Origin of the sequence: Streptomyces canarius, from assembly GCF_014650735.1 — a bacterium.
GTDB classification, from domain to species: domain Bacteria; phylum Actinomycetota; class Actinomycetes; order Streptomycetales; family Streptomycetaceae; genus Streptomyces; species Streptomyces olivaceoviridis.
In genome coordinates, this window is the sequence record NZ_BMVN01000056.1 from 1 (window position 1) to 24,493 (window position 24,493).

At 73.6% G+C, this 24,493-nt stretch carries 10 protein-coding genes; 5 read left to right on the plus strand and 5 right to left on the minus strand.

The features are described from left to right. Positions 1-697: 697 nt before the first annotated feature. From IE294_RS40200 to IE294_RS40210, 3 genes are read right to left on the minus strand one after another with little or no spacing between them, the layout of a single operon-like run. Complete coding sequence (locus tag IE294_RS40200; protein WP_189894339.1) at positions 698-7,918, minus strand: non-ribosomal peptide synthetase; 7,221 nt, start codon at positions 7,916-7,918, stop codon at positions 698-700. After that, on the minus strand, positions 7,915-14,358 hold the full coding sequence (locus tag IE294_RS40205) for a non-ribosomal peptide synthetase (RefSeq protein WP_189894340.1): 6,444 nt from the start codon (positions 14,356-14,358) through the stop codon (positions 7,915-7,917). Before IE294_RS40205 ends, IE294_RS40200 begins: the two co-directional genes overlap by 4 nt. After that, positions 14,345-15,373 (minus strand): TauD/TfdA family dioxygenase, encoded by a 1,029-nt coding sequence (locus tag IE294_RS40210; RefSeq protein ID WP_189894341.1) that lies wholly within the window; start codon positions 15,371-15,373, stop codon positions 14,345-14,347. The genes IE294_RS40205 and IE294_RS40210 overlap by 14 nt, the downstream gene beginning before the upstream one ends. A gap of 190 nt (positions 15,374-15,563) precedes the next feature. On the opposite strand from IE294_RS40210, the gene IE294_RS40215 reads away from it, so the two are divergent. The 4 genes from IE294_RS40215 to sbnB all read left to right on the plus strand — a co-directional run bounded on the left by IE294_RS40215 (position 15,564) and on the right by sbnB (position 19,297). Then, positions 15,564-15,782, plus strand: a complete 219-nt coding sequence (locus IE294_RS40215; protein WP_189894342.1) for an MbtH family protein — start codon at positions 15,564-15,566, stop codon at positions 15,780-15,782. 33 nt (positions 15,783-15,815) lie between these two features. After that, positions 15,816-17,099 carry an MFS transporter gene (locus IE294_RS40220; protein WP_189894343.1) on the plus strand — a complete coding sequence of 428 codons (1,284 nt, stop codon included), beginning with the start codon at positions 15,816-15,818 and terminating at the stop codon, positions 17,097-17,099. A 171-nt stretch (positions 17,100-17,270) separates the two neighbouring features. Next, complete coding sequence (gene sbnA / locus IE294_RS40225; protein WP_189894344.1) at positions 17,271-18,290, plus strand: 2,3-diaminopropionate biosynthesis protein SbnA; 1,020 nt, start codon at positions 17,271-17,273, stop codon at positions 18,288-18,290. Further along, complete coding sequence (gene sbnB, locus IE294_RS40230; protein WP_189894345.1) at positions 18,284-19,297, plus strand: 2,3-diaminopropionate biosynthesis protein SbnB; 1,014 nt, start codon at positions 18,284-18,286, stop codon at positions 19,295-19,297. The genes sbnA and sbnB overlap by 7 nt, the downstream gene beginning before the upstream one ends. Positions 19,298-20,166: 869 nt before the next feature. Here the strand turns inward: sbnB and IE294_RS40235 are convergent. Together IE294_RS40235 and IE294_RS40240 are read right to left on the minus strand one after the other, a co-directional pair. Further along, positions 20,167-21,300, minus strand: coding sequence for a phosphoenolpyruvate carboxykinase (ATP) (locus IE294_RS40235; protein WP_189894346.1), 1,134 nt, complete (start codon positions 21,298-21,300; stop codon positions 20,167-20,169). Positions 21,301-21,526: 226 nt separating this feature from the next. Beyond that, the gene (locus IE294_RS40240; RefSeq protein ID WP_229917840.1) at positions 21,527-22,321 is read right to left on the minus strand and encodes an Lsr2 family DNA-binding protein; all 795 of its coding nucleotides are present in this window, start codon (positions 22,319-22,321) and stop codon (positions 21,527-21,529) included. 685 nt (positions 22,322-23,006) lie between these two features. Here IE294_RS40240 and IE294_RS40245 point away from each other — a divergent pair. Beyond that, the gene (locus IE294_RS40245; RefSeq protein ID WP_189894347.1) at positions 23,007-24,122 is read left to right on the plus strand and encodes an FAD-dependent oxidoreductase; all 1,116 of its coding nucleotides are present in this window, start codon (positions 23,007-23,009) and stop codon (positions 24,120-24,122) included. The last annotated feature ends 371 nt before the right edge of the window (positions 24,123-24,493 follow it).

Sequence of the window (24,493 nt, forward strand, 5' to 3'; positions counted from 1 at the left end):
ACAGACCTGGCTCACCGACGACCAAGGCCGGCGCTACACCTCCGAACTCCGCCTCGTCGCCGTGACGGACTGAACCCGCGGCACACCCGCGCCGCCAACTCGTACGAGACGGCGGCGCCGGACCGTTCCTGACACCTGAACAAGGCCGCACCGGGCCGGGCCCCCCTCCAGGAGCCCGGCCCGGTCGCGTGCGGCGCCGGGCGTCCGGACGACACTGGGATGCGGTAGCCGCACCGTTCCGTACGGTCGTGAGCAGGGCCGGAACACCCTCCGGCCCGGCCATGAGGAGGCGCGCCATGCGTCGCATCAGCTCGGCACTCACCGTACTCGCGGCCGCCGGACTGCCGGCGCTCACCGTTCCCGGCCCGGCGTCCGCCACGAACGGATTCCTCCGCGTCGGCGGGGTCGTCCACAACCGTCCGCTGGGCTGCTACGAGGTCGTACAGCCGTCCACCGTGCTCAACTTCACGGATGTTCCCGTCCGTGTCCACCATGTCCCGGGGTGCCGGGGCAGCGTCGTCCAGATCCTTCCCCGGGGCTGGCGGCGAAGGTGCCCGGGACGCACAGCGTCCTCGTCCAGGACCCACTCGGCCCGGGGGGCTGACGTGCACGGCGCGCGTCCGGGAAGCCGGCCGACGACGGGAGGGCGGGGGCGCCCACGGCGCTCCCGCCCTCCCGGCCGTCCCGTCCGGCGCCGTCAGCCGGCGCCCCCGGCACCGGCGTCGTCGAGGATGCCGGTGACGGTCTCGGCGAGCCGGCCGAGGTGCGGCGGCTTCATCACGCCGAAGTGGTCACCGGGGATCCGGTGCAGTGTCACGTCCCCGGTCAGCTCGCGCCAGCGGGCGAGGTAGTCGGGGAACGACTGCCCGGAGGCCACCTCGTGCTCGCCGTCCGCCAGTTCGTCGCTGGCGATCAGGTGCAGCCGGCCACCGTAGGGGCGGTGGCGGTAGGTCAGGCACATCTCCATGACCTCGCGCCACATCTTCGCGGAGGGCAGCCACACGTCGCCGGCGCCGTGTTCCGGCAGGGTGATCCCCACCTCCGGGTCGACGTCGTCCACAAGGTGTTCGAGCAGCGCCAGGGTCTGGGCCCGCAGCGCCGAGGTGTCCTCCTCGGGCGGCGCGGCGGCCAGCTCCGTCAGCTTGGCCACGCAGCTCTCGATCAGCCAGTACTCCCGCCACAGCTCGATCCGCTCGTGGTTGTCCAGGCCCGGGTCGAGGAGGATGAAGGTGACCTCCTCGCCGTCGGCGGCGAGCCGGTGCGCCATCTCGCTCGCGATGCCGCTGCCGCCGCACCAGCCGAACAGCCGGTAGGGACCGTGCGGCGCCTCGGCCCGCAGCTCGGCCAGGTAGCGCTCCGCCATCTGTTCCGTCGAGGGCACGGGCCCGTGCTCGGCCTGGAGGCCGGGCCAGGCGAACGCCGCGACCGGCTGGTCGGGGTCGAGGTGCTGCACCAGCGGGCGGTACCAGTGGGCGCTGCCGCCTCCGGGGTGCACGCAGAACAGCGGCGGCCTGCTGCCCTCGCGCCGCAGCCACAGCAGGGACCGGGCCTGGGGGGCGCCGGCCTCGGTGGCCGCGGCGAGCCCGGCCACGGTGGGGTGCTCCAGGAACGAGCGGACGGTCAGTTCGATGCCGTGCCGTTCGCGTAGCAGGGCGATGATCCGGAGGATGGCCAGGGAGTGACCGCCGAGGACGTGGAAGTCGTCGTCCACGCCGACGTTCTCCACGCCGAGGACCTCGCCCCAGACCTCGGCCAGGGCGCGCTCGGCGGGTGTGCGCGGGGCGGTGTGGTCCGGTGCCGTGGCGGGCCGGGCGGGCTCGGGCAGCGCGGCCCGGTCGATCTTGCCGTGGGCGGTGAGCGGGAGGGCTGCCAGTTCCACCCAGGCGCCGGGCACCAGGTAGTCGGGCACCCGCCGCCGGAGCTCCGCGCGCAGTGCGGCGACGTCGAGCGGGCCGTTTCCGGGTTCGAGGACGACGTAGCCGGTGAGCCGTTTGTGGCCGTCCGGCCCGGGGTGGACGGCGACCGCCGCGGCCCGGACGGACGGCAGGTCGCCGAGCGCGGCCTCCGCCTCGGCCGGCTCCACCCGGTGGCCGCGGATCTTCACCTGGCCGTCGCGCCGGCCGAGGAAGGAGAGCGTTCCGTCGGCGTCGCGGCGGGTGATGTCCCCGGTGCGGTACAGGCGCGCCCCGGGGACGGTCCCGGAGGGGTCCGGCACGAAGCGATCCGCGGTCAGGTCGGGACGCCCCAGGTAGCCCCGGGCGAGTCCGGGGCCGCCAACGAGGAGTTCGCCGGGTACCCCGACGGGCACGGGGTCGAGGTCGTCGTCGACGACCAGCACCCGGGTGTCGGTGATCGGCGTGCCGATCGGTACGCCCCGGTCGGCGTCGGCCTCGGTCACCCCGCGCAGCGCGGTGCTGAAGGTGGTGCACTCGGTGGGACCGTAGCCGTTGGTCAGCGCCACGCCGTGCGCCAGGGCCGTGCGCACGTGCGAGGGTGAGAGCGCGTCGCCGCCGGCGAGCACCTGCCGTACGCCGGCCAGCGCCTCCGGGCGGGTCTCCACCATGTGCTGGAACAGGCCGGCGGTGAGCCAGAGCAGCGTCACGCCGTGCCGGCGGACCACCTCGGCCAGTTCGTCGGCCGTGGTGGCCCCGGGCGGGCACACGGCGAGCCGGGCTCCGTTGGCCAGTGCTCCCCAGACCTCCAGGGTGGACGCGTCGAAGGCGAGCGGCGCGTGCAGCAGCAGGACCTGGTCCGGGTCGAGGTCGGCGTAGTTGGGGTCGTGCACCAGCCGGACGATCGCCCGGTGCGTGACCTGCACGCCCTTGGGCCGGCCGGTGGAGCCCGAGGTGTAGGTGACGTACGCCAGGTTGTCGGGGACCGTGCCCGCCCGCACCGGGGTCTCGGGCAGCCCGTCGAGTACGGCCCACCGCGTGTCCAGGGGTACGCCGCGGACGCCGGCGAACCCGGCCAGGCGGGTGGTGTCCTGCGGGCGGCACAGCACCACGTCGGCGCCGACGTCCGCCAGGACGTAGCCGATGCGCGCGTCCGGGTAGGCGGGGTCGAGCGGCACGTAGTACCCGCCGGCCTTGAGGACGGCGAGCATGGCCACCACGGCCTCGGCGCCGCGGTCCAGGCAGAGTCCGACCGGCTTCTCCGGGCCGGTGCCGAGCCCGCGCAACAGGTGGGCCAGCTGGTTGGCGCGGGCGTCGAGTTCGCGGTAGGTCATCCGCCGCCGCCCGTCCTCCAGCGCGGTCGCGTCGGGGCGGGCGCGGGCGGCGAGCAGCTCGGGCACGCAGACCTCGGGCAGCGGCCGGGTGCCGGCCGGCGTCGCGCTCGTCTGCTCCAGGGCGCGGGCGCGGAACGCGCGCGGGTCCCCGTCGGCGTCGTCGGCCATGGCGGTGAGGACGTCCAGGAAGGTGTCGCCGACGGCCGCCAGCCGATCCTCGTCCGCCCAGCCGGGCCGGCAGGTCATGCGCAGTTCGCCGGGGAAGGTCCACACGTCGAAGGTGAACTCGTTGGGGCTGTGGTCGTCGACCGTGCCGATGTCCGTGCGCTGCTCGTCGAGCACGTGGAAGTCCAGATAGGCGAAGACCACCTCGACGAGGGGTTCGCCGCCGCCCCACTCGCGCTGCATGGCGGGCAGCGGGTAGCGCCGGTGGGGCCACAGGGCCAGTTCCTCGGCGAACACGGACCGCACCAGTTCGCGCCAGCTCGGCGCCCGCAGGTCGACGGCGAACGGCACCGTGTTGAGGTACATGCCGCGCACCCGGTCGCCGCCGGGCAGTTCGGGCCGGCCGTTGGTGACGGCGCCGGCGAGGAATCGGTGCTGGCCGCAGAGGAGACCGAGCACCTTCAGGTGTGCGGTGTACAGGACGCTCTTGAGCGAGGTCTGGGTCTCGGCGGCGAGGCGCCGCAGCCTCGGTTCGAGGTCGCGCCAGGGCAGCCGTACCTCGGGGGCCGGCGAGTCGGCCGCGGCGGGGGCGCTGTCGGCGGGCAGCCGGAGCCGTTCGTGGCCGGTGATCCGCTGCTGCCAGAACGCGCGGTCCGCCGACGAGGCCAGGGCCTGCTTCTCCAGCCGGACGAAGTCGGCGTAGCGGACCCGCGGCGGGGCGGCGGGCGGGCTCGCGGCGCCCCGGGACAGCTCGCGGTAGGCGGCCCGCAGTTCCCCGATGACCGAGTGGTGGCTCCAGCCGTCCAGGATGGCGTGGCATTCGACGTGCGTCAGGAGCCACTCCCGGTCGCCGGTCAGGTGGGCGTGGTAGCGCAGCAGGGGCGCCCGGCCGATGTCGAACGGGGTGCGCTGGGCCGCGGCGCGGAAGTCCCGTACGCGCGCCCGCTGCTCCTCGGTCGGCAGGCCGCGCAGGTCGGTGACGCCGATCTCCACCTCCAGGCCGTCCGGGGCGTGCACGAACTGGAGCGGTTCGGAGTAGCCGGTGAGGTGGAAGGAGGTGCGCAGGATCTCGTGCCGTTCGATCAGCAGGCGTACCGCGCCGGTGAACGCGTCCGCGGAGAACGGGCCGTCGTCCAGTACCTGGAAGGTGCTGACGTTCTGGTAGGTGTTGCGCCCGGGGTCGGCGAGCATCTCGTAGACCATGCCCGTCTGGACCTGCCCCATGGGGTAGGCGTCGACCAGTCCTTCGGGGAGCCGGGCCCGGTCGTCCGGGGCCAGCAGCTCGAAGCGGCCGGCAAGGGTGGTCTCCTGCGGCTCGGCCGCCGGCCGGGCGGCCGCGAGGGGGGCCAGCTCGGCGACGGTCTGCCGGGCGAAGACGTCCTGCACGGTGAGGGACAGTCCCTGGTCGCGCAGTGCTCCGACGGCCCGGATGGCACGCATGGAGTCCCCGCCGAGCTGGAAGAAGCCGTCGTGCACCCCGACCTTGTCGACGCCGAGGGCGGCGGCGAAGGCGTCCGCGAGGGTCCGCTCGGTGTCCGTGCTGGGGGCGACGAACGCGCCGACCAGGTCGGACCGCGTACGGTCGGGTGCGGGCAGCGCCGTGCGGTCGGTCTTGCCGCTGGGCGTCAGGGGCAGCGCCTCCAGCAGGGTCCAGTGCACGGGCCGCATGTGTTCCGGGAGCCGGGCGCGCAGGTGTTCCCGGACGGCCTCCACGTCGGCCGAGGGCGGTACCAGGTATCCCACGAGCTGTTCGTCGTGCACGGCGACGGCCGCGGCCGCGACACCGGGGGCCTCGGCCAGTACGGCCTCGATCTCGCCGAGTTCGACCCGCTGACCGCGGATCTTCACCTGGTGGTCCAGCCGGCCGAGGTACTCGATCGTGCCGTCCGCGCGGTACCGGGCCAGGTCGCCGGTGCGGTACAGCCGCCCGCCGGGTTCGGCGGCGAAGGGGTCGGGCACGAAGCGGTCGGCGGTGAGCTCCGGGCGGTTCAGGTAGCCGCGGGCGAGCTGGACGCCGCCGAGGAGGAGTTCGCCGGGCACGCCGATCGGCACCGGCCGCAGGGCGGCGTCGAGGATGTAGGCGCGGGTGTTGGCGATCGGACGGCCGATGGTGACGGGAAGGCCCGGCTCGCACCGGGTCGCGGTGACGTCGACCGCGGCCTCGGTGGGCCCGTACAGGTTGTACAGCTCGCAGCCGACCCGTTCGTGCACGGCGGTGACCAGGTCGGCGGGGAGCGCCTCGCCGCTGCACACCATGCGGCGCAGCGAGGGCAGGGGCGGCAGCGGTTCGGCGAGGAAGGCCCGCAGCATCGATGGGACGAAGTGGACGGTGGTGATGGCCTCGGCGCCGATCAGCCCGGCCAGGTAGGCCGGGTCGCGGTGGCCGCCGGGGCGGGCGAGCACCAGTGTCGCGCCGGTGACCAGGGGCCAGAAAAACTCCCACACCGAGACGTCGAAGCTGTAGGGCGTCTTCTGGAGCACCCGGTCGTCGGCGCCGAGCCGGTAGGCCTCCTGCATCCAGTGCAGCCGGTTGACGATGGCGCGGTGCTCGACGAGCACGCCCTTGGGGCGGCCGGTGGAGCCCGATGTGTAGATCAGGTAGGCCGGGTGCCCGGGGGCGGCCGCGACGGCCGGGGCGGCGTGCGTGCTGCCTTCGGGGAGGCCGGCGGTGATGTCGACCAGGTGCGGCGCGCGGTCGCGCACCAGGGGGGCGAGCCCGGGTTCGGTGATCACGGCGCGGGCGCCGGAGTCCTCCAGCATGAAGGCGAGCCGGTCGGCCGGGTAGTCCGGGTCGAGCGGCAGGTAGGCGCCGCCGGCCTTGAGGACCGCCAGCAGCGCCACCACGAGGTCGGTGCCGCGGTGCAGGCAGACCCCGACCACGGACTCGGGTCCGACGCTGAGGGTGCGCAGGTGGCGGGCGAGCAGGCCGGCCCGCTCGTTCAGCTCCCGGTAGCTGAGGGCGGCGGCCTCGAAGCGCACCGCGTCGGCGTCGGGGGTGCGGGCGGCCTGGGCCTCGAACAGCAGCGGGAGGGTGCCGGCCGGGTAGTGCCGGCCGGTCGCGTTCCAGTCGAGGAGCTGGCGGTCGCGTTCCGCCGCGGGCAGGATCTCCAGTTCGTCGACGGGGGTGTCGGGCGAGGCGACCGCGCTCTGGAGGAGGCGGGCGAACTGTGCGGCGAACCGCTCGGCCGTCGCGTGGTCGAACAGGGCCGTGGCGTAGTTGACGCCGCCGGACAGCGAACCGTCGGGCTGCGCGGCGAGGCCCACGGTGAGGTCGAACTTGGCGCTGCTCTCGCCGACCGGCAGCCGCTCGGCCGTCAGGGGGCCCATGGCCGTCGGCGCCGGCGAGCCGTCCGCGTCCTGCCACAGCAGCATGGAGGAGAACAGCGGCGTGCGGGACGGGTCCCGCTGCGGCGCCAGTTCCTCGACCAGCCGCTCGAAGGGGATCTCCTGGTGGGCGTAGGCGTCGAGGGCGCGTTCACGGACCTGTCGCAACAGGTGTGCGAACGACGGCGTCCCGGACAGGTCGACCCGCAGCACCAGCGTGTTGAGGAAGAGGCCGACCACGTCGTCGAGTTCCGCGCGGTCGCGTCCGGCCACCGGGAAGCCGACGGCGACGTCGCGCCGTCCGCTCCAGCGGCCGAGCAGGACGGCGTGCGCGGCCAGCAGGGCCATGAAGGGGGTCGCGCCGTTTTCCCGGGCGAGCGCCGTGAGCCGCCGGGCGGTGCCGGCCGGCACGGTGAGCGGCGCGAGACCGCCCGCCGTGTCGCGCACGGCGGGACGGGGCCGGTCGGTGGGCAGATCCAGGGGCGGCAGGCCGGCCAGCCGTTCGCGCCAGTGCTCCAGCGGGCGGCGCAGCGCCGCGCCGGAGAGCCGTTCGCGCTGCCACAGCGCGAAGTCGGCGTAGCGCACCGGCGGTTCGGGCGAGCGGGTGGGCCGTCCGGCGACCGCGTCCGCGTAGCGTTCCGCCAGTTCGCGGACGAGGATGTCCTCGGACCGTCCGTCGCAGGCGATGTGGTGGACGGTGGCCAGGAGGACGTGCTCGTGCGGTGCCAGCCGGGCCAGCACGGCGGAGAACACCGGGCCCTCGGCGAGGTCGACGGGCCGGCGCGCGCCGGTGGCCAGGGCGGCGATGCGGGCATCGGCGGCCGTGCGGTCCAGTGCGCTGAGGTCCTCCTCGTCGAGGGGGACGCTCCCCGGCTCGTCGACGAACTGCACGGGTTCGCCGTCGGCCACCGGGTAGCGGGTGCGCAGCACCTCGTGCCGGTGCTGGACGCCGTCCAGCGCGGTGCGCAGCGCGGCCCGGTCGAGGGGGCCGCGCAGTCGGAGCGCCACGGTCATCAGGTACTCGGTGGTGCCGGGCCGGAGCCGGTCGAGGATCCACAGGCGGCGCTGGGCGAAGGAGAGCGGGAGCGGGCCGCCGCGCGGCGCGCGGGCGATGCCCTCCGCCGGGGCGGGGGCGGCCCGGCCGGCGAGGCGCCGGCGGAGCAGTTCCTGCCTGAGCTGGTCGCGGTCCCTGGTGTCGGTCATCGCAGGCCTTCCTCGGCGAGCAGGCCCGCCACTTCTTGGTCGGAGAGGGCGGCGACGTCGGCCTCCACGGCGTCGGACACCGCCTCGGAGAGCCGGGCCACGGTGGTGGCCTCGAACAGCAGGCGCAGCGGCAGCTCGACGGCGAACGCCTCGCGGAGCCGGGCCAGCACCCGGGTGGCCAGCAGCGAGTGGCCGCCGAGGGCGAAGAAGTCGTCCCGGGCGCCGATCCGCTCCACGCCCAGGACCTCGGACCAGATTCCGGCGACGGCCTCCTCGACGGGGTCGCGGGGGGCGAGGTGTTCGCGGGCGGCGCCGGCCAGGGCGGCGGAGGCGTCCGGCAGGGCCTTGCGGTCGATCTTCTTGCTGGCCGTCAGCGGGAACGCGTCGAGCGGCACCCACACCGAGGGGATCATGTACTCGGGCAGGAGGGCGCCCAGGTGTGCGCGCAGTCCGGCCACGTCGGGCACCGGGCTGCCGGGGCGCGCCACCAGGTAGGCGGCGAGCCGTCGTTCGCCCGGGGCGGTCTTTGGGGCGGTGACGACCGCCTCCTGGAGAGCGGGGTGGCGGGCGAGCGCGGCCTCGATCTCGCCGAGTTCGATGCGCAGGCCGCGGACCTTGACCTGGTGGTCGATGCGGCCGAGGAACTCGATGGTGCCGTCCGGCCGGTGGCGGGTGAGGTCGCCGGTGCGGTAGAGGCGCCGGCCGGGCTCGGTGGCGAAGGGGTCGGGGACGAACCGCTCCGCGGTGAGGTCCGGCCGCCGGTGGTAGCCGCGGGCCAGCCGGACCCCGCCGAGGTAGAGCTCGCCGGGCACGCCGACCGGGACGGGCCGCAGGTCCGCGTCCAGGATGTGCGCCCGGGTGCCGGGGACGGGCCGGCCCAGCGGCAGGGCGCCGGCCGCGTCGCCCTCGGCGGGGGTGTCGGGGACGGGGTGCAGCAGGCAGGTGACGGTGGCCTCGGTCGGCCCGTAGTTGCACAGGAAGCGTGCGGGCAGGCCGGTCTCGGCCCAGCGCCGCGCGTCCAGGCCGGTGACCACGTCGCTGCCGACGTTCATCAGCTTCAGGGAGTCCAGCAGGGGGAGGTCGGGCGACTCCAGGACGGCCCGGTAGTAGGACGGGGTGATCTCCAGGACGGTGACGCCGTGCTCGGCGAGCCGGGCGGGCAGTTCCTCCGGGGTCCAGAACACCGGGTCGGCGACGACGACGGTGGCGCCGGCCACGAGGGTCGCCGCGATCTGGTCCATCGCCACGTCGAAGGTGAGCGCGGACAGCAGCGCCACGCGTTCGCCGGGGGCGATCCCGTAGGCGTCGGCGATGACCCGGCAGTGGTGGGCGTAGGCGCGGTGCTCGATCATCACGCCCTTGGGGCGGCCGGTCGAGCCGGAGGTGTAGATGACGTAGGCGAGGTTCCCCGGCCGGGCCGGGACGGGCGCGGGGGCGCCGGCCGGGGCGCCCCTCTCCTCCTGGGCGTCGGCGTCGGCCAGGACCACCCGGTGCGCGCCGGTCAGCCGGCCGGCGAACGCGCGTGTGGTGACGACGAGTTCCGGGCCGGCGTCGGCGAGCATCAGCTCCAGCCGCTCGGCCGGGTGCCGGGGGTCGAACGGCACGTACACGCCGCCGGCCTTGAGCACGGCGAGCAGCACCACCACGGCCTCGACACCCCGTTCCAGGCACGAGCCGACGACCGTCTCGGCGGTGACCCCGAGGGACCGCAGCCGGGCGGCGAACCGATCGGACCGCGCGTCGAGTTCGGCGTAGCTGATCTGCTGGTCGCCGAAGACGACGGCGATCGCGTCCGGGGCGCGGCGCACCTGCCGGGCGAACAGTTCCGGTACGCACAGCCCGTGTTCCTCGGGCGGGTCGAGCACGCCGGCCCGTTCGGACTCCGGGTCGGCCCAGGCGGTGAGGGCGCGGTGCCGCTCGTCCTCGGTGAGCATGGCGAGGTCGCCGATGCGCGCGCCGGGGGTGGCGGTGACGCTGCCGACCAGGGTCAGGTAGTGACCCGCCATCCGTTCGACGGTCTCCCGGTCGAAGAGCGCGGTCGCGTACTCGAACCAGCAGTACATGCGTCCGCCGCGTTCCTTGACGGTCACGGTGAGGTCGAACTTGGCGGTCTCCAGTCCGGCGCGGACCGGCTCCACGGCGACGGCGCCGAGCCGGTCGGGGACGCCCGCGAGGTGCTGGTGCTCGAACATGATCTGGAACAGCGGGTTGCGGGAGAGGTCCCGTTCGGGCTGGAGCGCGTCGACCAGGTGCTCGAAGGGCACGTCCTGGTGGGCGAAGGCGTCGAGCACGGTGCCGCGGACCTGCTCCAGCAGATCGGTGAAGACCGGGTCGCCGCCGAGGTCGCTGCGGATGACCAGGCTGTTGGTGAAGAACCCGACCAGGTCCTCGGTCTCCTGGCGGGTGCGTCCGGCGACCGGGGTCCCCACCGCGAGGTCGTCGCGGCCGGTCCAGCGCCGCAGCAGCACCTGGAAGGCGGCGAGCATCACCATGAACGGGGTCGCTCCGTGCCGGCCGGCCAGTTCGGCGACGGCGCGGGCCGTCTCCGGCGCCACCTCGACGACGACGTTGTCGCCCCGGGCGTCGCGGACGGCCGAGCGGACCCGGTCGGTGGGCAGTTCGACGGGGGTGAGGCCGGTCAGGCGGTCGCGCCAGTAGGCGAGCTGGTGGTCCAGCCGGCCGGCCCGCTGCTGCGCGCGCTGCCACACCGCGAAGTCGGCGTAGCGCACGGGCTGCGGTGCGTGCGGCGCCCGTCCGCCCGCGGCGAGGGCCCGGTAGGCGAGGTCCAGGTCGCGCAGGTAGACGTTGGTCGACCAGGCGTCGAAGGCGATGTGGTGCAGGGTGAGGACGAGGAGGTGCTCCTGCGGGGCGGTGCGGATCAGGGTCGCCCGCAGCGGGTGCTCGCGTTCGAGGTCGAACGGCCGGCGGGCCAGCTCCTCCAGCAGGGTCCGGGCCCGCTCCTCGGCGTCCGGCGCGTCCGTCAGGTCGGCGAGGACGAAGTCCACCGGCCCGGCGGGGTCCACGACCTGGGCGGGTTCGCCGTCCTCGGAGCGGTACCTGGTCCGCAGTACCTCGTGCCGTTCGGACAGGGCGTCCAGCGCGTGGCGCAGCGCCACGGTGTCGAGCGCTCCGGTGAGCCGCAGCGCCAGCGGGACGACGTACTCGTTCGTGCCGGGTTCGAGCTGGTCGAGGAACCACATCCGCTGTTGGCCGAAGGAGAGCGGCAGCGGGCGGCCCCGGCCCGCCGGCCGGATCGCGTCCGGGTCGGTGCCCGGGTCGGTCTGCGCACCGGCGCCGGTCTGCGCGACCCGCGCGGCCAGGGCGGCGACCGTCCTGGCCTGGAACAGCTCGCCGACGGTCAGTTCGGTGCCGAAGGCGCGCCGCAGCCGCAGCACGAGCTTGATGGCGAGCAGGGAGTGCCCGCCCAGCAGGAAGAAGTCGTCCTGGGCGCCGACGCGTTCGACGCCGAGGATCTCGGCCATCAGCTCCGCCACGGTCTCCTCCGCGGCGGTGCGCGGTGCCTCCTGGACTCCGGCGGCGGGCTGGTCCGGTTCGGTGGGGGCCGGCAGCCGGCGGCGGTCCACCTTTCCGTTGGGTGTGAGCGGCAGCTCGGCGAGTTCGACGAAGGCGGCCGGCAGCATCGCCTCCGGCAGTGCGGCGGCCAGGTGGGAGCGCAGCGCCTCCGGATCGAGCCGCTCCCCCGCGACGGGCACCGCGTAGGCGGTCAGCCGCGCGTCGCCGGTGCCGGAGCGGTGCACGGCCACCACGGCGGCGGCCACCGACGGGTGGGTCGCCAGCAGGACCTCGATCTCGCCGGGCTCGATCCGCACTCCGCCGATCTTGACCTGGTCGTCGACGCGTCCGACGTACTCCAGCGCGCCGTCCGCGCGGCGCCGCACCAGGTCCCCCGTGCGGTAGCGGCGGGCGCCGGGCACGGTCGCGTCCGGGTCGGGGACGAACCGGTCGGCGGTGAGGTCACCCCGGCCCGCGTACCCCCGGGCGAGGCCGATGCCGCCGACATGCAGCTCGCCGGTCACCCCGAGGGGCACCTGCCGGCCCTCGGCGTCCACCACGTACGTGCGCACGTTGGGCAGCGGCAGGCCGATCGGCACCAGGTCGCCCGGCTCCTCCGGGTCGAACCGCCAGGCGGTGGAGTCCACGGCGCACTCGGTGGGGCCGTAGGTGTTGACCACCTCGGCGTCGAACGCGCGGCGCAGCCGGCCGGCCAGCTCGGCGGTCAGCGGCTCGCCCGCCGAGCACACGAGGCGCAGCGAGGCGCAGTCGGCGAGGGCCGGCTCCTCCAGCAGCAGGCGCAGCATCGAGGGCACGCCCTGGAGCACGGTGACCCGGTGGTCGGCCACGGCGCGGAGCATCACCGCCGGGTCGCGGTGGGCGTCCTGGGGGCCGGTCACCACCGCGGCCCCGCACACCAGCGGGGAGAGGAACTCCCACAGTGCGGCGTCGAAACCGATGGTGGTCTTCTGGAGCACCCGGTCGCCGGGGCCGAGGCCGAGGCGTTCCACCGACCACAGGACGCGGTTGCGGATGGCGGCCTCCGGTACGACGACGCCCTTGGGCCGGCCGGTCGAGCCGGAGGTGTACATCACGTAGGCGGCCCGCGTGCCCGGCGCGCCCTCCGGTTCCAGGGCCGGGGCCTCCTCCGCGGGCCGGACGGCGTCGAGGACGAGGGTGTTCGGGTGGGCCGGCAGCCGCCCCGCGAAGGACTGTTCGGTGACCAGCAGGGTCGCTCGGGCGTCGGTGACCAGGTGGGCGAGCCGCTCCGCCGGGTGTTCCGGGGCGAGCGGCACGTACACGCCGCCGGCGGTGAGCACCGCGAGCACGGTGGCGACCAGGTGGGTCCCGCGGTGCAGCGCTACGCCCACCGCGTGCTCGGGGCCGACACCGCGCGCACGCAGTACGCCGGCCAGGCGCCGCACCTGGTCGGCGAGGTCGGCGTAGCGGGTCTCCTCCGTGCCGGACACCACGGCCACGGCGTCCGGGGTGGCCAGGGCCTGGGCGAAGAACAGCTCGGCGAGCGACTGCCGCGGGCGCTCGGTTTTGGTGCGGTTCCAGCGCTGGAAAGCCGCCAGTTCCGCGTCGGGGACGGTCTCCAGCGTGTGCGCGGGGATGTCCGGGTGCTCGGCGATGCCGGCGAGCAGCCGCAAGTGGCTCGCCGCCATCCGTTCGATGCGCGCGCGGTCGAACAGCGCGGTGGGGAAGATGAGCCGGGCCGCCATCGAGCCGTCCGGGAGGTCGGACAGGTGCAGCGACAGGTCGAAGGCGGAGTGGTCGGTCGCGGGCGCGACCTTCGCGACGTCGAGTCCGGGCAGCCGCAGCGGGCGGCGTTCGGCGTTGTGCAGCGCGAAGCCCACCTGGAACACCGGGTTGCGGGAGGGGTCCCGTTCGGGCGCGAGGTCGGCCACCACCCAGCCGAACGGGACGTCCTGGTGCTCGTAGGCGTCCAGGGTGGTCTCCCTGACCCGCGCGAGCAGGTCGAGGAACGAGCGGTGGCCGGACAGGTCCGTGCGCAGCACCACGGTGTTGAGGAACAGGCCGACCAGCGGCTCCAGTTCGACCTCGCCGCGGTCCGAGACGGACACGCCGACCGCCACGTCGGTCCGGCCGGACCAGCGGGCGAGCAGGAGCTGGAACGCGGCCAGGTGCACCATGAACGGGGTCGCGCCCGCGTCCCGGCCGAGCACCGCCAGCCGCTCGGCCAGCTCCGCCGGCACCGTGAACGCGACGCTGTCCCCGGCCGGGTCCCACTGCGCCGGGCGACGGCGGTCGGCGGGCAGCTCCAGCGGCTCCAGGCCCGCCAGCCGCTCCCGCCAGTAGCCGCGCCGCCGCTCGGCCCGCGCGGGGGCGGCCGCCCAGGTGTCGCGCTGCCACTGTGCGAAGTCCGCGTACTGCACCGCCGGCGGTTCGAGCGGCGAGGGCCGGCCGGCCGCGAACGCGGTGTACAGCTCGTGCAGCTCCCGGGCCAGGACGCCCCAGGACCATCCGTCGAAGGCGATGTGGTGGACCGTCACCAGCAGGGCGGCGTCGTCCTCGGCGAACCGGACCAGGGTCAGCCGCCAGGGCGCCTGGGCGCGGAGGTCGATCGGCGTGCGCAGCTCGGCCGCGTGGAGTTCGCGCACGCGCGCCTCGCGGTCCGCCGGCGCGGTGCCGGTCAGGTCCCGCCGGGCGAGCCGGACCGGGCCGGGCTCGTCCACGTACTGGACCCCGGCGCCCGCGGCGGTGCCGTAACGGGTGCGCAGCACCTCGTGCCGCGCCGAGATCTCGGTGAACGCCGCTTCCAGTGCCCGCGTGTCGAGCGGGCCGCCGATGCGGAACGCCTCGCACATCAGGTACTCGGTGGAGGTTCCGGAGCGGAGCTGGTCCAGGAACCACAGCTGTTCCTGGGCGAACGAGAGCGGCAGGCCGCTGTCACCGGCGGACATCGGTCACCTCCGCGGACGGGGCGGAGCGCCGCACGGCAGCCGAGAACGGCTCGGCCATGGCCACGGCGATCCGGCGCGGACCGGTGAACGGCTCGCGGGCGTGTGCGGACAGCATGTTGTCCACGAGGAGCACGTCGTCGCGCTGCCAGTCGAAGCGCCGCTGTTCGGCGCGGTAGCAGGACCGCAGGTGCGCGACCACCTCGTCCGGGACGGGACTGCCGTCGCCGTAGTAGGTGTTGGTCGGCAGCCGCGTGTCGTCGTACATCTCGCGCAGTGCGCCGCACACGTCCTCGGACAGCGTGGTCACGTGGAAGAAGGTGAGGTGGTTGAACCAGACCGTCTCCCCGGTCACCGGGTGGCGGTGTACCGCCCGGCGGCGCGCGCGGGTCCGCAGGCCGTCCGCGGTCCACTCCGTCTGGACACCGTTGCGGGCGCAGTACGCCTCCACCTCGCCGCGGTCGCCGGTGTTGAATGCCTGCTGCCACGGCACGCCGAAACCGTCGGAGAAGTTGCGCACGACCATCCAGCCCCGGGCGGCGAACTCCTCCCGGACGGACGGGTCGATCGCCTCGTACACCCGGCGGGTGTCGGCGAGCGGTGTGGCGCCGAGGGTGTCGGGCGGCTGCACGCAGTGGAAGAACAGGGTCAGCGGCCAGTCCGCCTGGTAGGAGTTCTCGTTGTGGAGGAAGATCTCCTCGTCCGGCGGGTAGTCGGTCGAGGTGTACACCTGTCCCTTGATGGTGCTGCGCGGCGAGGACCGCTCCGCGTAGGGCAGCGGCGCGCCGGAGACCGCCCGCACCGCGGCCTCGAAGCCGTCCACGCCGCCGACGTCGAAACCGCGCAGCAGCACCGCGCCGTGTTCGAGCAGCCGGGCCCGGACGAGCGGCCGGGCGTCCGACAGGTATGCGGACAGGGGCGTACCGGGCGACTCGGCCGACACCGTCAGGGGCAGGGCGCGGTTCGCGTCGCGCTGCTGGGCGCGGCCGGCCGGCGCGAGGGAGGGGTTCGCAGTCATGCGCCTCAGCGTCGCCGCCGGGCCGTCGCCGCCCGAGAGAACAACCGGCAGTCACACCGGCAGCATCGGCGCGGCGGTGACTGCGCCTCCTTCTCTGGGGGCGCGGGGTGCCGTTGCGGCAGGCTCTTCGGCGCCGCCACCGGTCACGTGAGGTTCGTGACGCGGCAGTTCACCCGAGGGAGGCCCCGCCGTGGCCGAGGAAGACACCGACGAGCGCACGTACCGCGTCGTCCTCAACGACGAGGAGCAGTACTCCGTCTGGCTCGCCGACCGCGAGCTGCCGCTCGGCTGGCACGCCGAGGGCACCGAGGGCACCCGGGCCGAGTGCCTGGCCCACATCGGCGCCGTCTGGACCGACATGCGACCGCTCAGTCTGCGCCGGCAGATGGAGCAGGCGGCACGCGGCTAGCGTCCGGCCCCGGCCGGACTGGGAGTGTGACAGATGACGAGCCCCGACACGAGGGCGCCGGCCGATCCGCGGCCGCCCGACCCGCCGGACGCGGCCGCCGCCGAACCGGTGGTGCCGCTGCACCGCAACCGCGACTTCCTGCTGCTGTGGGGCGGCTCGGCGGTCTCCCTGCTCGGATCGACGGCCACCACCATCGCCTACCCGCTGCTGGTCCTGACGCTGACCGGCTCGCCGTTCGCCGCCGGGCTGGCCGGATTCGTGGCGCTGCTGCCCGGATTGCTCCTCCCACTGCCGGCGGGCGCCCTGGTGGACCGCTGGCCCCGCCGGCGATTGATGATCTGGTGCGACGGGCTGCGTGCGCTCGGCGCGGCGGCCATCGCGGTCGCCGCCGCCCTCGACGTCCTGGGCCTGCCGCTGGTGCTGGCCGTGGGATTCGTCGAGGGAGCGCTCACGGTGTTCCACGGGCTCGCCGCGCACGCGGCCGTCCCGAACGTCGTGCCGCGCGGCCAGCTCTCGCTGGCCCTGTCCCGCAACGAGGCGCGCGGGCGGGCCGCCGTGATGCTCGGCACGCCGCTCGGCGGTGCGCTGTTCGGTCTGGGCCGGGCCGTCCCGTTCCTGGCCGACGCGGTGAGCTACCTGGTCTCGCTGACCGGACTGCTCTTCATCCGCAAGGAGTTCGAGGCCGAGCGGTCCGACCGCCGCGACGGCATGGGGGCGCAGGTCCGGGAGGGTCTGGGGTGGCTGTGGCGCCAGCCCTTCCTGCGCACCACCGCCCTGCTGGTGGCCGGCAGCAACCTGATGTTCCGGGCGCTCTTCCTGGTCGCCATCGTGCTGGCCGGCGACCTCGGCGCCTCCTCGGCGGGAGTGGGCCTGATGGTGGGCGTCGCGGGGGGCGGCGGGCTCCTCGGCTCGCTGGCGGCGCCCTGGTTCGCCCGCCGGGTGGGGCTGGGCGCCCTGGTGATCGGGGCGAACTGGGCGTGGGCGGTGCTGATGGCCGTGATCGCGCTCAGCCGCGATCCCCTCTCGCTCGCCGCCGCCTACGCCGCGATGTGGTTCGTCGGGCCGCTGTGGAACGTGGCGGTCGGCGGCTACCAACTGGACATCACCCCCGACCGGTTGCGCGGCCGGGTGCTCGCGGCGACGAGCACCCTGTCCAGCGGGGCGCTGCCGATCGGCTCGCTGCTCGGCGGCCTGCTGCTCGACTGGGCCGGCGCGCGCACCGCCGCGCTGGCCCTGGCGGGCTGGATGGTGCTCATCGCCGGTGCCGCGTCCCTTGCCCGCTCCGTTCGCGCCACGCCCGGCCCGCCGGTGCGGTGACCCGCCGGGGCCCGGCGGGTCACCGCACCGGGCGGCGGCCGCCGGGCCGTCCCCCGGTCCAGTGCAGACAGTGCAGCCAGTGCAAGTCAGTGCAGCCAGTACAGACAGGAGGAACCAGGGTGTTCCGCACCATGCTCGGGCCGTGCCCCGATCCGACGGGGCGAGGCCGCCATGCCGGAACCTGACGACGGGCCCCCCGGTGTTCTCGGCACGATCGGCGGCACCCCGCTGGTCGAACTCACCAAGCTCGCGCCGGGGCGGCACTTCACCACCTACGCCAAGCTGGAGGCGTTCAACCCCGGCGGCAGCATGAAGGACCGCTCGGCCCTGGAGATGCTGCGCCGGCTCATCCGGCGCGGCGCCCTCGTGCCCGGCCGCTCGGTGGTCGTCGAGTCCAGCTCCGGCAACCTCGGTATCGGGCTCGCGCAGGTCTGCGCCTACTACGGGCTCCGGTTCATCTGCGTGGTGGACCCCCGCACCAACCGGCAGAACGTCGCCGTCATGCGGGCCCTCGGAGCGGAGGTCGAGGTGGTGAGCGAGTGCGACCCGGCGACCGGCGAGTACCTGCCCGTCCGGATCCGCCGCATCCACGCGCTGATCGACCGGATCCCGGGCGCCTACTGGCCCAACCAGTACGCCAATCCGCTCAACCCGCAGGCGCACCGGCGGACCATGCGCGAGGTGTGGGAGGCGGTGCCGGGCGGGATCGACTACCTGTTCTGCGCGACGGGTTCGTGCGGCACCCTGCGCGGCTGCGCGGAGTATGTGCGCGAACGGCGACTGCCGGTGACCGTGGTCGCGGTGGACGCCCGCGGCAGCGCCATCTTCGGCGACGTCCCGATGCCCCGGCTGATCCCGGGCCACGGCGCGGCCGTGCGGCCGGCGCTCCACCGCGACGGACTCGCCGACGAGGTGGTCCACGTGACGGACCTCGACTGCGTGGTGGGCTGCCGGAGGCTCGCCGCCCGGGAGGCCGTCCTCGCGGGCGGCTCCTCCGGGGCCCTGGTGGCGGCGGTCGAGCAGATGGCCGACCGCATCCCGGCGGGCGCGCGCTGCGCGATGGTGCTGCCCGACCGCGGGGAGCGCTACCTCGACACGATCTACGACGACGAATGGGTCGCCCGCCACTTCGGCGACGTGTCCCACCTGTGGAAAGAGCCGAAGTCGGCGATGAAGGAGGCACCATGCTGATCCTGGGAGCCGCAGAGGTCCACCAGGTCCTCGACGACGCCGAGGCCGAGGTCGTCGCGGCGGTGCGCCGCGCGTACCTGCTGCACGACGAGGGCCGTACGACCCTGCCCCACTCGGTCTTCCTCCGGTTCCCCGAAGATCCGCGCAACCGGATCATCGGACTGCCGGCCTACCTCGGCGAGGACGAGCCGGTGGCGGGCATCAAGTGGATCGCCTCGTTCCCCGGCAACACCGCGCGCGGCCTGGAACGGGCCTCCGCCGCGGTGATCCTCAACTCGATGGTCACCGGGCAGCCGGAGGCGCTGCTGGAGGGTTCGGTGATCTCGGCCCGGCGTACCGCGGCGAGCGCCGCGCTCGCCGCGGCCACGCTGGGCTCGTCCGTCCCCGACACCGGCGTCTCCCTGGTCGGCTGCGGTGTGATCGGCTTCGAGATCCTCGCCTGCCTCAGGGCCGTTCTGCCCGACCTGGCCGCGGTCACCGTGTTCGACCTCGACGACGCCCGCGCGGAGGCCTTCGCCGCCCGCTGCCAGGAACGCTGGCCCGACCTGAAGACCGAGGTCGCCCTCAGCGTCGAGGAGGCGCTCTCCGCCCACCGGCTGGTCTGCCTGGCGACCACCGCATCCGCCCCGCACCTGACCACCGACGCCTGCCGGCGCGGCACCCTGGTCCTGCACGTGTCGCTGCGCGACCTCACGCCGGGGAGCATCCTGACCGCCGTCAACGTGGTCGACGACGCGGACCACGTGTGCCGCGAGTCGACCTCCCTGCACCTGGCCGAACAGCTCTGCGGCAACCGGGACTTCATCGCCACCTCGCTCGGTTCCGTGCTGCGCTCCGGGAAGCCGTTCAGACGCGCCGAGGACCGTGTCACGGTGTTCTCCCCGTTCGGCCTGGGCATCCTCGACCTCGCCCTCGCCGACCTCGTCCGCCGTCGTGCCGAACCCCTGGGCCTGGGCACGCGAGCACCGGACTTCCTGCCGGCCACGGCCGGCGCGGCGGCCGGCTGACCAGAGGCCGGGAGGACACGTCCGGGCCGCGCGGGGGGCGGCCCGGACGGTCCGGACGCCACGACGCCGGCGAACCCGGCGCCGGGGACGACGGCGAGTACGCCGGGTCCGAGTCGTACGACGTCGAGCCGGAACCCTCCACCACGGCCGGCGTTCGCCCGCACGGCGCGGGTTCCGGCGTCCCCCCCCCGCGTTCCGGTGTCGATCGCCATGGACGGCACGCAGGACGGAGTCCCGGGCGGAGAGGCCGGCGGCAGCGAACGCGCCCGTCACGGACCGCCGGACGCCGCCCCGGGGTCACCACGGCGAGCAGCACGGTGGCCAAAGCCGGCAGGAGGACTCCGTATCCGATCCGGCCCTGATCGACCGCTGCGTTTCCCCTCGTCTGAGGCTGACCGGCGAGGGGGCTGCTCCAGCAGCTGACGAAGTGGCTGCCGGAGTCCGCCCTGGAGGGCGAGACAACCGACCACCTCGGCCATGTCCACGATCACCGGCACGTCTCCATGGCCATCATGCCGCTCGGCCTCAGCGGCAAGGTCGGGGCCGGGCCGGGTCACCCCAGGGCGGTTGTCGGTCTGTTCACCGAATCGTTGAGTCCGCCCGGGACTTCTGAACTGAGCTCGGTACTCAAGTCGTCCCTCGCTGCTCCTTCCGCGTTCAACTCCGAGGATGGCTTCCGGTACACCGCCGACGGGACTCCGGCGTGCGTGCATCCGCACAAGGTGGGGCTGGATCCGGACCGGATCGCGCCCCCGCCGAAGCCCGTCGCCGTCGAAGCCCGTCGCCGTCGCGGCGCAGGTTACGCCGCGACGGTGGAAAGGACGGCGGCCTTCCTTCGCCGGTCTGTGGGCCGGCGGTGATGGCTCGGTTCACAGGTCGGCCGCGAGTTTGGCGAGGAAGTCGGAGGTGGCTTGGGTGTCGTGGTTCAGCACGACCTGGTGGTGAGGGAGCGTGGCGAGTCGGTCGGCGACACTCGCGCGTGCCTCGTCACTGCCGCCGCCGTTGATGCCGTGAGCGAGGCCGAAGTGGTCGGGGTAGCGGTCCTCGGTGCTGCCGCTCATGAAGTCGTCATCGCTGAGGGCCCGGTCGCCGTCGACCACGGCCGGGATGGAGGCGGGGTCGATGCGGGGGAACAGCAGTGCCGCCGCGTGTCCGCCCGTCGCGAGTTCCATGCCGAACCAGGTGGCGAACTGGTCGGGGAAGACCTGCACCTTCATCTCCCGTTTGCCGCCCGGCTCCCACAGCGGCTCGCGGCGGCCGGCCAGGAGGGCATCGGTGACGCCCTGGTGCTGGGTGGGATGGAGCTGCTCCCCCGCCTGGAGCCGGTCACGGACGACGTCGTACAGGCCCAGCGCATCGAGCAGGCCCAGCCCGATGGCCGCCGCCGACGGCCAGGGCAGGACGCGCAGCTCGTCACCGACAACCTTCGCGAACACCCGGTCGTTCGCGAGGAGCTGGGCGCCTCGATGGGCCAGTAGCAGGGCCGTGGTGGTCTTTCCCGCACCCTTGGAGCCGAAGGCGAGCAGGGCCCGGTCGTCGCGGACGACGGCGGAGGCGTGCAGGAGCGTCCAGCCGTCACGCAGCAGGGACGCACGGATCATCTCCCGGGCGATCCGTGCGGCGGCCGGCGCCAGCGGCTGCGCCGTGCGGCCAAAGAGGGTGACGTGGCGGCCGAGCTGTTCGGAGCGGTAGGCGAGTCCTTCTTGCGGGGAGACGCCGGTGATGGTGCCTGTGCTGTCCCGGGCGAGCAGCAGTTGGGCCTTGGCGTAGGTGACTTGGTCGTGGGGGCGGGAGCGCACCAGCGCGTCGAGGTCCGTGTACGTCTTCTCGTCGAGGTCGGCCGTGACGAGCGGCCCGGCGCGGACACTGCTGGCGGGCACGTGGAAGGCGTTCCACCACGATCCGAAGTAGCGGCGGGCCCAGTCGGTGACGAAGGCGGTGTTGCTGAGCACGGTCACGCTCGCGTCCGCGGCTTGCAGCCGGGTTGCGGTGGGGGTACTCACGTCGTCTCCAGAAGAGTTGAGGATGGGGCAGGACTGCCGAGCGCCCGGTAGGCGCCTCGGAGCTTGGTGAGGGTCGCGGCCGGCTGCGCGCGCTCGTCCGTATCCAGGGCAGGCAAGCACGCTATGGGCCGGCCAGGGGTGAAGCGCAACGGAATTGCGAGCCAGTCGCCGCGGTGTTCACGGGTCGGTTCCTCGGTCTCGATGACCGCCCGCCGCTCCGTGGTGATCAGTCGCTCTTGTGCGTCCGCTCCCAGGCGTGCCGAACTTCGGCGGGAATGCGTCCTCGCGTCGGAACGTCGTACCCGTTGGCGCGCGCCCAGTTGCGGATCTCGTCGGTGCTGACGGCAGGGGTCTCAGGCGGCAGAGGCGGAGACCACTGGTCAAGGCGCGAGGGCTTGAAGTCGATGACACCTTGCAGGAGTCCCTCGGGGAACTGCGGGACGGTCGCGGTGTCGCTGAGTACGGCGACCAGGAACTGGGTCAGGCTTCCGTCGAAGGTGTACCAGCGCGGTCCGCGTGCTTCATTGACGGCGATGGTCCAGGCGTCCGGATCGTCCTTGGGGTCGGTGATCCAGAAGATGTCCTCGCCGTTGTCCGTGCCACCGCAAGGAAGCAGGAGCTCCGGGTCGACCGGGGCGGGGCAGACTCCCCGGGCGTAGTCGTCGCGAACTTGCGCACGGGTGCGGTCTTGGGCCGGTCCGAGCAGGTTGACGTGGACGGAGGTGTGACGTGGGTCGTGGACCCAGAGGAAGTTGGCGAGGCGTCCGGGATCGTAGGCAGCGGTGAGCTGCTTGTAGTCCTCCGGCAAGCGCACGCGGAGGGCGGATTCGACGCTTTCCCAGTTCACCGGCGGCTGCACCGGAGTGGGCGGTGGGCAAAGCGCGGTAAGGCGTTGGAGGAGGGTCATTCGATTCCGTCCCTGCGTCGGATCAGCTGTGCGGCCTGGTCGGGGTTTGGGGAAGTTACGGTCGAGGCGGAAGCCGCGGCTACCGTCCGCTTCCATGGAGACGTGGCTGGGCACGGAGGTTGCTTCCTTGTCAGCGAACTCAAGGTAGACGCTGTACTGGACGATCTCCCCTGGCCGGTCGCTGCTGCCCCGGACCGTGTCCCGGATCTGCGGCTCCAGATCTCATACACCGCTCCCCGGGACACCGTGCTCGCGCAGCAGCGGGGCCAAGCCGGGCATCATCGTGGAGCTGTTCCAGGCGGGCCGTGTCGATCGTGTCGTCCCAGGTGGTGTCCGGGCTGACGCTGTGGAAGGTGCGCCGCCCAAAGACCGGTGTGCCCGGACCGTTCGGTTCCGGTGCGTCGTGCACAGGGGGCAAGATTGAAGGGCGTCCGGATCGACGCCCTGCGCACGCGCGAGAGCGAACAAGACTCTCGGTGACTGACCGTCCCGCGGACGCACCAATGGCGTCAGCAAGGGAGTCGACGCTCCTGAACGCCGTGCGCTGCTGCTCGCAGATCGTGGCCAGCTGCTCGCTGCGCTCCGCCAGCGTCCGGCCCGTGCGGAACGCCTCCGCCTGCAAGTCACGCAGCCGCGCACGTGTCCACCTGACAGCCAGCTGATCTGCGGTGTCGGTGCCATGTCGGAGCACTGTCGGGGGCTGTCGGTCGGATATCGGTGGCTTGTCGGCGGGGACTGGCACCTTTCCAGAGACGGCCGGCCGGAGCTCACCAGACGGCCCGATCCTGAAGGAGCCACCATGCACACCCCCGTCACGATCGTAGGCGCCGGACTCGGCGGACTCACGCTGGCCCGCGTCCTGCACGTCCACGGAATCCCGGTCACGGTCTACGAGGCAGAGTCCACCCCCTCGGCGCGCGCGCAGGGCGGGTTGCTCGATATCCACGACTACAACGGGCAGCTCGCACTCAAGGCGGCCGGGTTGATGGACGAGTTCCACGCCATCGTTCTGGAGGGCCGCCAGGCGCTGCGGGTCCTCGACCGGGACGGGACTGTCCTGCTCGACCAAGCCGACGACGGCACGGGTGGACGCCCTGAGGTGCAGCGCGGTGACCTGCGACAGGTCCTGCTCGACTCACTCCCGGCAGGCACCGTGCGCTGGGGGCACAAGGTCAGCCGCACCCGTGCCCTCGGCGAGGGTCGCCACGAGGTGACGTTCGCCGACGGCGGCACCGTCGTCACCAGCCTGCTGGTCGGCGCGGACGGCGCGTGGTCGCGGGTCCGGCCGCTGCTGTCCACCGCCACACCCGAGTACATCGGTAAATCGGTCGTCGAGACCTATCTGTTCGACGCCGGCACACGGCACCCGGCCGCCGCGAAGGCGGTCGGCGGCGGCATGCTGATCGCTCCTTCGCCAGGCAGGGAGATCTTCGCTCACCGGGAAAAGTACGACACTCTGCACGCCTACGTGGGACTGTCCGAGCCGCAGGACTGGTTCGCCGCCATAGATTTCGCCGATGCCGCCACGGCCACCGCGCGGATCGCGCAGGAATTCGACGGCTGGGCGCCGGAGCTCACCGCGCTGATCACCGACAGCGACGTCGCGCCGGTCCTGCGCCCCCTCTACGCTCTGCCGACCGGGCATCGGTGGGACCGGGTGCCGGGGGTGACCCTGCTCGGCGACGCCGCCCACCTCGCGGCTCCCAACGGCGAGGGCGCCAACCTGGCCATGCTCGACGGGGCCGAACTCGGTGAAGCTCTCGCCGCGCACCTCGACGACAGCGAAACGGCGCTCACCAAGTACGAGCAGGCCATGTTCCGCCGCAGTGCCGACACGGACGAGATGCCCGGGATCAACTCCACTGACAACACAGCCCACGACCTGATCAACATGTTCGCCGAAAAGGGCCAATGAACCACTCAAGCCCCGATCGGCGGGCTATCCGTCGCGGAGGCGCCGCTGGCAGCGCCACCTCAAGGCGTACCACGACTACACCGGTGACATCGACGGGACCGTCGGCAGCGGCACGATATCGGGTCTGCAACGCTTCCTGAGGGACCGGCTGGGGCTATACCGGCAAGATCGGCGGGGTGGCCGGCAGCGGGACTAAGGCGGCGTTCGCGACCTTCGCCAACTGGTGCTGGCCAACTACTAGAACTCGGCGCACGTCGCGATCTCAGCCTGAAATAGATATGACCATCGCACGATCTTCAGGAGTCCACACAACCCTCGATGACCACGCGGTGGCCGTATCTTTTCCCAGCCGGATCCGCGACAAGATCGCG